Source organism: Blautia sp. HCP3S3_G3 (genome assembly GCF_052063365.1).
Classification (GTDB): Bacteria; Bacillota; Clostridia; order Lachnospirales; family Lachnospiraceae; genus Blautia_A.
Genome location: NZ_JBQHXR010000027.1, coordinates 24,513 through 35,017, shown reverse-complemented (window position 1 = coordinate 35,017; position 10,505 = coordinate 24,513). Strand labels below are relative to the sequence as shown.

7 protein-coding genes and 1 pseudogene are annotated in these 10,505 nt (G+C 44.5%); 1 reads left to right on the top strand and 7 read right to left on the bottom strand.

The features are described from left to right. The 3 genes and pseudogenes from ACTNEW_RS14430 to ACTNEW_RS14420 form a co-directional block, all read right to left on the bottom strand. Positions 1–208 (bottom strand): annotated as a pseudogene (locus ACTNEW_RS14430) (IS110 family transposase); the annotation flags it as partial. A gap of 245 nt (positions 209–453) precedes the next feature. Further along, positions 454–1,320, bottom strand: a complete 867-nt coding sequence (locus ACTNEW_RS14425; protein ID WP_441062250.1) for a DMT family transporter — start codon at positions 1,318–1,320, stop codon at positions 454–456. Next, positions 1,320–2,591, bottom strand: coding sequence for an ATP-binding protein (locus tag ACTNEW_RS14420; protein ID WP_441062248.1), 1,272 nt, complete (start codon positions 2,589–2,591; stop codon positions 1,320–1,322). Before ACTNEW_RS14420 ends, ACTNEW_RS14425 begins: the two co-directional genes overlap by 1 nt. Positions 2,592–2,776: 185 nt before the next feature. Between ACTNEW_RS14420 and ACTNEW_RS14415 the strand changes: the two genes are divergently transcribed. Next, positions 2,777–4,510 (top strand): CvpA family protein, encoded by a 1,734-nt coding sequence (locus ACTNEW_RS14415; protein WP_441062247.1) that lies wholly within the window; start codon positions 2,777–2,779, stop codon positions 4,508–4,510. Between the two features lie 268 nt (positions 4,511–4,778). Here ACTNEW_RS14415 and ACTNEW_RS14410 read toward each other — a convergent pair whose 3' ends face one another. The 4 genes from ACTNEW_RS14410 to iolD form a co-directional block, all read right to left on the bottom strand. Then, positions 4,779–5,822, bottom strand: coding sequence for an NAD(P)-dependent alcohol dehydrogenase (locus ACTNEW_RS14410; RefSeq protein ID WP_441062245.1), 1,044 nt, complete (start codon positions 5,820–5,822; stop codon positions 4,779–4,781). Between the two features lie 458 nt (positions 5,823–6,280). Beyond that, positions 6,281–7,432 carry an iron-containing alcohol dehydrogenase gene (locus tag ACTNEW_RS14405; protein ID WP_441062243.1) on the bottom strand — a complete coding sequence of 384 codons (1,152 nt, stop codon included), beginning with the start codon at positions 7,430–7,432 and terminating at the stop codon, positions 6,281–6,283. A 193-nt stretch (positions 7,433–7,625) separates the two neighbouring features. Further along, a complete protein-coding gene (locus tag ACTNEW_RS14400; RefSeq protein WP_441062241.1) occupies positions 7,626–8,411 on the bottom strand; it encodes a 5-deoxy-glucuronate isomerase in 786 nt (261 codons plus the stop codon). 86 nt (positions 8,412–8,497) lie between these two features. Then, positions 8,498–10,429, bottom strand: a complete 1,932-nt coding sequence (gene iolD, locus ACTNEW_RS14395; RefSeq protein WP_441062239.1) for a 3D-(3,5/4)-trihydroxycyclohexane-1,2-dione acylhydrolase (decyclizing) — start codon at positions 10,427–10,429, stop codon at positions 8,498–8,500. Between the last annotated feature and the right edge of the window lie 76 nt (positions 10,430–10,505).

Sequence of the window (10,505 nt, the reverse complement as noted above, 5' to 3'; positions counted from 1 at the left end):
CATGTTTGTCTGCCATGTCTTCCATCCATGCCTTAAATGCAGCAAACCCGGCTTCATCGTTGTTGAAAGCAAACGGCTTTTTTGAGTACTCATAATTCCGCCAGTCAAAGGCCCTCGCATAATGAGTTTCACTTCCAACATCAATACCAACGATTAAAGTTTTTTCCGTAATAGATGCAATTTTTGCGTTCTGTGTGTTATAATTCATTTCAGATACCTCTCTGTTCAATAAGATTTTTTACTAACCGTGCAAAGTCAGTAATCTTATTTTACTCTGAGGTATTTTTTTCTCAACCTTCTTTCTCGGAATTCCTTATATTTGAATTATACAAGAAGCTCCTTTTATGCAGAATTACTCTGTCTGAATTTCTATTTTCTTGTAAAGAGAACGCGGCTCCTCTTTCTGCCTTTAAAATAATGATCCCATGAATTTTCCGGTGTCTGCCTCTATCCCTATGCCTGCGCTCTCCGGTTATACAGGAACATCCCCAGTGATGCCAGAATGATCAGTCCATAACCGATAAAACTGTAAACATCCGGGATCTCCCTGAAAATAAGAAAGCCAAGCAATGTTGCAAAAATAATCTGTGAATAATCAAATATCGAAATTTTCCCTGCCGGCGCATAAGTGTACGCCGCAGTAATGGAAAACTGTCCGCCCGCCGCAAACAATCCGGCCATCAGCAGCGTTCCTACCTGTCCCCATGTCATGGGAGCATAATTCATAAGTATCCAGGGCAGGACTGCCGCACAGGAAAATGCTGAAAAATAAAATACGATCACCGGACCTTTAACCCCATGTGTACCCAGTACACGGACCATCGTATAAGCAATTCCCGCCCCCAGTCCTCCGCACACACCGATCAGTGCCGGAACCAGGGCAGCATTCTGAAATCCCGGTTTTACAATAAAGAGACAACCCACGAATGCCAAAGCAACACAGAACGCCTGCGTCGGTTTGATCTTTTCTTTCAGAATCAGAAAAGAAAAAATAATGGCAAAAAACGGGGACAATTTATTCAGAATCGATGCATCCGCCACCAGCAGATGATCCACTGCATAAAAATTACACAGGATTCCCATCGTTCCAAAAATGCACCGCAGTGCCAGCGGCCCCCAGTATTCCTTTTTTACCTTCGGGTAAATGCGGTTTTTATACAGAACAGCCGCCGCAAATATGGCTGCCACCAGATTCCGGAAAAAGCTTTTCTGCACGGACGGCACGTCGCCCGCCAGCCGCACGCATACATTCATACAGGCAAAGCAAAAAGCTGACAAAATGATCATCAGCATTCCTCTTACGTAATTTTCTTTCTTTATCATAAACGATATTTTGTTCCCCTTCCTTTTCCCTCAATTGTCACAATTCCTCTTTTTGCTAACGCCTTTAAGATACTTGTAACCTTTGTTTTTCCAAAATCTGATGATGCCGAAATCTCACTGATTGATTTCAGCCTGTTTTTACTAAGAAGCTGATATACCGCTTTTTCATCTTTTGTCATATCCGGAGTATTTTCAATGACCGGCAGAATTACTTTTATAGTATTCTCACTGATTTCAAAAACCGGTTTTCTGATACTTTTTTCATAAAGATATAAAATTCGCAGAATTCCTGGGCCAAATATTTCCACGATTTTCAATCTGTAAAAGACATTTGCCATAATCGGATTTCTCAATACAGATATTTTTCCTGACAGATATTCCTGCTGACTGATACCTGTCGGAAGACCACCCGGAGAAACAATTTCTATTCTGTCATCAAACATAGATATCTTTACATTTGCTTCTACATCCCACAGGCGATGAATCAGTGCATTGGCAATTGCTTCACGAAAAGCGGCTTCCGGAATCCGTTCTACTTTTTCTCTGAGAGAACCGGTAATCTTTTCATATTGATAATAATCCCTGTAAATATTCAAAGCATTTTCATAGGCAGATAAAACAGACATATGAGAATAAGTTGCCCTTTTCTGGATAATGTTGACATTCTCACCGAATTTTGCAATATCTATTCCGGGAAACACATTTTTATCCGCAAAAACAGCAGCAGCATTATTATAACCGAATCGATCAGAATACAGATTCAGTGTTCGCAAGACATCCATGTCAAACTTTTCAATTCCCAGAACGTTTTCCATTTTTTCTGCCAGATTTTCGAAGGTCAGCTGCTGCATACCAGATGGAAGTTCTTCAAAATTCAGATTTTTCCCTTCTAAAACAAGCCGCTTGAATTCCATCGCATCAACCTCTATCGTTGACGTGTCATTTCTCTTATATGCCTTTGATTTATACAAATACGGTTTACTTATGCCCGCTTTCACCTTAAGGCAGACTGTTTTTTCGTCCTCCCTCACACAAAGTGTATAATCCGGCTGCGGCACAATACTGTCATTAATTTTATTTTCAATATCCAGACATGCCTGTTTTGGATCATCCAGGCCTTTTACCTCTCCGTTATCATCGATTCCAAACAAAATCCGGCCGCCGTCATAATTAGCAAATGCACTCACCGTTTTCAAAAATGTATTCGTTACATATTCTTTCCACTCCAGACTTTTGCCTTCTTTCATTGACTGTTTCCTTTCTGTCATGATTCTGTCACTTCTTTATTGATTATACACATTTTCAATCATATTTTCAATCGTATTTTTTTACGACCGCATTTACGATCAGATGTGTCCCATTAATTCCCCTCTTAACAGAATCTTTATTTGCTTTTCCTTCTGCCAGACAATATAATAAAATTACCTAATAGCGAAAGGAAGGAATTTTACATATGGACATGTTTGATTTTAAAATGTACGGTCCCGGGATGCATATGGGCGGGCAGCATAGAACACGCGGTGCCCGGCAGCCAAGAGCCCCCAAAGGCGGACCGGTGACACGAGTTCTGCTGAGTCTTCTCATTACCCTGATCATCGGCGGCATTTATTTTTACGTAAAGCTGCCCGCGCTGAATATCCATAACGAAGGATTCTATACCTTTATTATTCTTCTGTGCGTGATCTTTTCCGCGCTGATGATCCTGCTTCAGGGCTTCCGGGCAGATTCTGTCATGGAATATGTCAGGTACACCCGCAAAAAACTGGCAATCCCCTTTATCATCGTCGTGCTTGCCATTCTCGTGGCACTTGCAGGAACTGCTGTCGGATGGGTGGTCTTCCGCGCCAAAGCCTACTCCAGGCTGATGCCCATGAGTACAGGTGATTTTGCCTCTGAAGTATCAGAGATCGGCTGGAGCCAGATTCCCCTTCTTGACGAAGATTCCGCCAACAATCTCGCCAACCGCAAACTTGGCGAATTAAGCGACCTGGTCAGCCAGTTCGAAGTGGATCACTCCTCCGCGCAGATCAATTATCAGGGAAATCCGGTCAGGGTCAATTACCTGAATTACAGCGATTTCTTCAAATGGTGGAACAACCGCAAGGATGGTATTCCGGCCTATATCCGTATTGATATGCGTACACAGGATGTGGACGTTGTCCGTCTCGATGAAGGAATCAAATATTCCCCATCCGAATATTTTAACCGGAATCTTCTCCGCCATCTGCGTTTCCACTATCCTACCCTGATGTTTGACGATGTGAATTTCGAAATCGATGATGAAGGAACTCCTTACTGGATTGCCTCTGTCATGGTAAAACGCATCGGCCTTTTCAACGGATCTGACATCAGCGGCGCAGTCCTGGTCAATGCCGTCACCGGCGAAACACAGTATTACAGCATCGAAGATGTCCCGTCCTGGGTAGACAGGGTTTATTCATCCTCTATGATCATTGAACAGTACGATTATTACGGTGTGTATCATAATGGATTCCTGAACTCGATTTTCGGACAGAAAGACTGTACGGAAACGACCGACGGCTTTAATTTCATCGCACAGGATGACGATGTATGGCTGTATACCGGCATTACTTCCGTTACAGGCGACAGAGGAAATATCGGTTTTATTCTGGTAAATCAGCGTACAAAGGAAGCCCGCTATTATTCCTGCGCCGGTGCCGAGGAATACTCCGCCGCATCCTCCGCGGAAGGAGCGGTACAGCAGTTCAGCTACCGCGCTACATTCCCTCTGCTGCTCAATATTTCCGACCAGCCTACTTACTTTATGGCCCTGAAAGATGCCGCCGGACTTGTAAAGATGTACGCCATGGTCAATGTCCAGCAGTATCAGATCGTTGCAACCGGCAGCAGCGTCTCCGACTGCCAGCAGAAATATCACGCTCTTCTTGTGGAAAACCAGATTCTCCCGGATGAAGAAGAACTGAAAGCCGACCCGGACGCAGAGCTTCTGGAAGTTTCCGGAAAGATCGATGAGATTCGCTGCGCAGATATCGATGGAAATACCATCTATTATCTTCGCCTGGAAAAAGGTGATGTTTATTACACTGTAAGCGCCAAAGATTATCCACTGGCCGTGATCCTGAATGAAGGAGACCGTGTTGCAATTTCTTATTATGCGTCAGACGAAATGCTGATCGAAGCAGAAAAACTGGATATCCAATCATAAAGTCTGTTCTGATGACAGCAGACCGGCCTGGGTCTGCTGAACAGATATCCATCATCCATATCAGTTAAAAACAGCCTCACAGGAATCTTCACTTTATATACTCTAAGGTGATTCCTGTGAGGCTTCTTCTATACATGCCTGTATATACCTTTTATTATTTTACAGCATTCCCGCTGCTTCTTCATTCACAACGCCACTGTCGTTACTTCATTCATAACACCACTGTCATTACTTCATTCATAACACCACTGCTGATATTTTCATTTCTTCAGAATTTCACCACTGCCTTGATAACTTCATCTTTATGATTCAGGCTGTAATCGATTGCTTCGATGCAGTCTTTAAAATCAAACTCATGAGATACAATTTTCTCTACCGGGATCAGTCCGGATGAAACTGCTGCGATAGCTTTTGGCCACAGATTTCTGTAGCGGTATACGGAATAGATGGTTCCTTCCATGGCATTCAATGTGGCAATATCCAGTTCCAGTACCGGTTCCGGCGAAACCCCTACAAGGGTCACTTTGCCGGCACGCTTGATCAGACGGCAGGTCTGAAGAGTTGTCACACGGTTGCCTGCACATTCATAAACCTGATCTGCACCGCCTCCCGGAAGTGTCTTTGCAAATTCTTCGATACTCTCGCGTTTGCTGTTAAACACTCTTGTCGCACCGACTTCCAGAGCCTTTTCCAGACGTTTATCCATCACATCGGTTACATAAATCTCACGGACACCGCGGGCTTTCAGACTCATTACTGTACAAAGACCGATACATCCGCTTCCCAGAACGATGGCTGTTTCTCCGACTTTTGCATTGGAAAGCTCTGTTCCATGCATTCCCACTGCAAGAGGCTCAATCATGGCGCCCTGAAGAGTCGTCATATTCTCCGGAAGTTTATAGCACATATTTGCATTATGTACACAGTATTCCGCATTTACGCCGTCTCTTTCCCCCGGGATTGCGAGCATCTTAATGTTTCTGCACAAATTGTAGTGACCTTTGCGGCAGTCTTCGCACTGTCCGCATGGCACAGCAGGCTCGATGGACACTTTGTCACCGATTTCAAATCCTTCTACCCCTTCTCCAATAGCAGTTACCACTCCACCCGGTTCATGCCCCAGTGCCAGCGGTCCGTTCAGTGTCCAGTTGGCAAGCTGCCCTTCCTGATAAAAATGAAGATCCGAACCGCACACACCTACATATTCCAGTTTAATCTGAAGTTCTCCCTTGCCCGGCTGCGGAATATCCCGTTCCGTCCATTCCAGTTTCTGCTTGCCTGTCAGTACACAGACTTTCATTTTACCTTCCATAAATATCCGCCCGTTTTCTTATTCTGTGTTTTCACACACCCATTTTTTATATAAAAACCTTAACTTCATTTCTTCCCACTGTCAAACTTTTTGCTTGATAAATTTAGTATTATGCAAATGTCAATAGTAAATTTACAACAATTCGAATGTTTATACTAATCTTCTTATAATATCGTGTGATAAAGTAAGCAATAACCCCCGTCTCTGTGTATAATAATTATAACAATCTATTTTTTTGACACAAGCAAATTATGGTGGCAACAATGAGTTGCAAAATATATGTAAAATCTGCATAAAATGCAGATGGCAGATAACCTATAGATTACCTGCCATATAAAACAATCTGTTTAAAATTTTCATTATCCAAACTCAATTGGAATAAATCTCTCATAAAATGTAACGCACACATCTGTCAAAAAGCAATTTTCAAACATGCTCCAGTGCTACTTCTGCCGCAATCACCACAATTCTTTATACATCTTCTCCACATCCGCCTGTGTGATTTCACGTTTTGTATTCTGCGGGCTACCGCTTTCCATGGCATCGTGTGCCATTTTTTCGATCACACCGAAGAAGGTATCTCTGTCAATACCGTACTGTTCCAGCGTCGGAGTCTCCAGTTCTTCTACAAGAGCGATGGTTGCTGCAAGGAATTTTTCACTGGCTTTCTGGTCAGAATCTTCTGCTGATGCAGCTCCCACAGCTCTTCCAAGCTCTGCAAAACGGTCATATGCACCCGGAAGTGCATACGTCAGACACACTTTCAGAAGCATGGCATTTGACAGACCATGAGCTACATGGAACAGTGCACCGATCGGGCGGCTCATGCCATGAATCAGAGTCACAGATGCATTGTTAAAAGCAATTCCTGCTTCCAGCGCTGCTACGGACATCTGAATTCTTGCTTCTTCGTTCCTGCCGTCATGAAAAGCAGGAGCCAGATAACGGAAAATACGTTTTACCGCGGACAATGCAAACGTATCAGAAAGGGTCTGAGCCTTTCTTGAAGTATAGGCCTCCACCGCATGACACAGCGCATCCAGTCCTGTCGCAGCTGTAATTTTCGGCGGTGCAGTCATGGTAAACTGAGGATCAATAACTGCAAGATCCGGCATCAGAACTTTGCCCTTCAAAAGCATCTTGACATCCTTTTCTGTATCTGTAATAATGGTAAACTGTGTTGCCTCAGAGCCGGTTCCTGCAGTTGTAGGAATAGCTACCATCGGCGGCATGGGGACGTCGATTACTTTGCCCATATAGTCTGAAATGCTTCCGCCGTTTTCCACCAGGGAACCAATGGCTTTCATCGAATCGATCGGGCTTCCGCCTCCCAGTGCCACAAGGAAATCACAGCCTTCTTCTTTGTACTGTTTCAGACCATTGGCAATCATTACATCGGTAGGCTCTCCAACAATTTCAGAATAAATCGTATAATCTACACCCTGGTTTTTCAGAGCGTTCTCTACTTTTTCGCAGTTTCCAAGCTGAATCATTACTTTGTCCGTCACGATCATTGGCTTTTTTCCAAGCTGTCCAATGGACGCTTCCGCCATATCCAGTGCTCCGGAACCGGTAATAATCTGTCCTGGTACAATAAATTCTCTGGCCATAGTTTTCTCTCCTTTTCAGACAGGAACATCCGCTGTCAGTCCAGAGCATGTTTAAAAATAGACAAACAGCAGAATTCCTTTATTTCACATATTCTACAACTCTTTTCCTGAATCGCACTCCTGCACATTTCACTCTTAAATGATTAAAACTGTGCATCTTTCATCCACACCTGTTTCTCTCAATCGAAAAGGCTTAGAACTGTGCATCATGCATCCACACATATCTTTCATCTTCGCAGCGGTCGGTCTGCAGCCAGGGATTGCCGTCCAGATGACGGATCATCCAGCAGGTATACATCTGGAATCCCGGTGCGGTTACCTGAGGATGCAGTTCTCCGCCAGGAATTGCGGAAAAGCTGTTGTTGACACTCTTGAACACCTGATCTCCCACAAAGCTTGCGCCAAATCCCTCCGGACGGTCAAATTTAAAGAAATAGGTTTCCGGCTGCGGATGTCTGTGCGGCAGATATCCGGACCAGTTTCCCCTGTCATTCAGCACCTCTCCCAGAACCATATTGGATTCCGGACAAATATCATGATCAAAAATCGTATTTACACGACGCTTTGCCACATTACCGAATTTGCCCAGACAGGAATATCCCCACGGTGCATCTTCCGGTGCGTACAGACGGCTGGCAAAGGTTTTTTCATTTCTGGTACACTGCATAAGAATTTCAGAATCCTCCTCTGCAGTAACAGCTGCCTCTTTACCGGTACAGATATGAAGTGCCCAGGGTCCTTCGGTAAAGACATCTTTTCTGCTGACAGTCTGCTGTTCTTCCTGCCACTGATACGTCACTTTTCCGGACAGGAGAAGCATGGCGGTTTCCTCTCCCTGACGTCCAAATTTCCTCGTTTCACCGGCTTTCATACGATACACCCGGATGTCCATCATCATCTCGCTGTATTCATTCTCATAAGTTGTCAAAATCATTTCCCCGTCTGCATCAAACTCCGGGTATCCAAACAATTTCCCCATTTTTTCATCTCCTGCGGCCGTTTCATCCGGCCTCTTCTTCATTAACAATCACTGTTTTCCGTTTGATTTATTGCTACTATAGATCATCAATAATCTCTGGCTTCGCCGCGTCCTTCCAGAACACCCTCACAGGCTGCTTTTACAGACTCTTTTTCAGACGTTGTAGCAATGCCTACATTCCACCAGGATTCATATCCGTCTGTCATGGTTTTCGGCAGAACTTTCAGGTCAAATAAACATGCGATTTCCTGTTTCTTGGCATCTTCAAGCGCCGCTTCCAGTTCCGGAATCGTTCTGCAGGTATAGGTTTTCAGACCATATCCTTCGCCGATTTTTGCATAGTCCACAGGAATCAGATCTCCGCATGGTTTTTTGCCGTCTGTATAACGGAACTCCGTTGCAAGACTTCCGATTCCATGATTCATTTCCAGGTTGTTGATACATCCAAAACCGCAGTTATCAAAGATCAGAATATTCACTTTCTGGCGTTCCTGCATGATAGTCATAATCTCACTGTGAAGCATCTGGAAACTGGAATCTCCCACTACACAATAAACCTCATTATCCGGCTCCGCAAATTTTACGCCAAGCGTAGCTGCCACTTCATATCCCATACAGGAATATCCATATTCAGCATGATATCCGCCACGCTTGTCCGTAGTCCACATACGCTGCATACAGCTTGGAAGAGAACCTCCGGCTGTAATAATTGTCGCATCTTCATCAATCACTCGACGGATTGCAGCCAGTGCTGCTGTCTGTGTAATTTTTCCATCTGTCAGTTTTACAAACTCCGGAATCGTTCTCGGATCTCTCGCTTTGATCATCGGCTCAAAATCATCTCCGGTATAAGTAATCCCTGCCAGACGAACCATTTCTACATCCCAGATTTTCTTTGCTTCTTTGATTTCAGTTGTATATGCAGAATGGTATCCTCTCTCGCGAAGCTTCACTGCCAGCGCTTCCACTGTTGCTTTTGCATCACCCACAGCCTTTACTGCATCCATCTTGTATGCGTGGAATCTGCAGTTATTAATGGTAACAAATTTCACATTTTCATTCTTAAAAAGCCACTTGGAACTGGTAGTAAAATCAGACAGTCTCGATCCTACTGCAATAATCACATCTGCATCTTTTGCAAGAATATTGGATGCATAAGTTCCTGTTACACCAATACCTCCAAGGCAGTACGGATGACTGGATTTACATGCACTTTTTCCTGCCTGGGACTCGCCGAACGGAATGCCGAATTCTTCACAGAAGTTCTCAACAGTCTCACCTGCCTCAGAATATCCGACACCGCCTCCTACGATCAGCAGCGGTTTCTTTGCCTCTGAAATTACTTCTGCAATGTCCTCCAGTTCCTCTTCCACTGCGGCCGGTCTTGTGATTCTGTGTACCCGTTTTTTGAAGAAATATTCCGGGAAATCAAAGGATTCCCCCTCTACATCCTGGCAGAGTCCGATACAGCACGCACCTGTTTCAGCCGGATCTGTCAGTACACGCATGGCATTAATCAGCGCAGTCATAATCATCTCAGGTCTTGTAATTCGATCCCAGTATTTGCAGACCGGACGGAACGCATCATTTGTCGTTACTGCAAGGCTGCTGCTCTGCTCCAGCTGCTGAAGAACCGGATCCGGCTGACGGGATGCAAACGTATCTGCCGGAAAAACAAGAAGCGGAATATTGTTTACTGTTGCGGTCGCACATGCGGTTACCATATTCGCGGCACCAGGGCCAATGGATGATGCACATGCGATAATTTTCCTGCGTCTGTTCTGCTTCGCAAAAGCGATTGCAGTGTGGCACATTCCCTGCTCGTTTCTTCCCTGAAGAACCCTGAGACCGCCCGGATTGGAATCCAGTGCTTCCCCGAGACCTACCGCAATTCCGTGACCAAAAATCGTAAAAAATCCTTCTACAAACTTTGTTTCCACACCATCCATGGAAACATACTGATTATCCAGAAACTTCACAATCGCCTGTGCAGTTGTCATTCGAATTGTCTTCGCCATTTCTGTTCTCCTCCTTCATATTCTCTATACTCTCGCGGTCATTTCTCCGCATTCTCTATACTCTCTCAATCATCTC

Bases quoted from the DNA above. Each gene is read 5' to 3' on its own strand.
- ACTNEW_RS14400 (WP_441062241.1), bottom strand. From the start codon at position 8,411: ATGGGGAAATTGTTTGGATACCCGGAGTTTGATGCAGACGGGGAAATG.
- ACTNEW_RS14415 (WP_441062247.1), top strand. From the start codon at position 2,777: ATGGACATGTTTGATTTTAAAATGTACGGTCCCGGGATGCATATGGGC.
- ACTNEW_RS14410 (WP_441062245.1), bottom strand. From the start codon at position 5,822: ATGGAAGGTAAAATGAAAGTCTGTGTACTGACAGGCAAGCAGAAACTG.
- ACTNEW_RS14420 (WP_441062248.1), bottom strand. From the start codon at position 2,591: ATGACAGAAAGGAAACAGTCAATGAAAGAAGGCAAAAGTCTGGAGTGG.
- ACTNEW_RS14405 (WP_441062243.1), bottom strand. From the start codon at position 7,432: ATGGCCAGAGAATTTATTGTACCAGGACAGATTATTACCGGTTCCGGA.
- iolD (WP_441062239.1), bottom strand. From the start codon at position 10,429: ATGGCGAAGACAATTCGAATGACAACTGCACAGGCGATTGTGAAGTTT.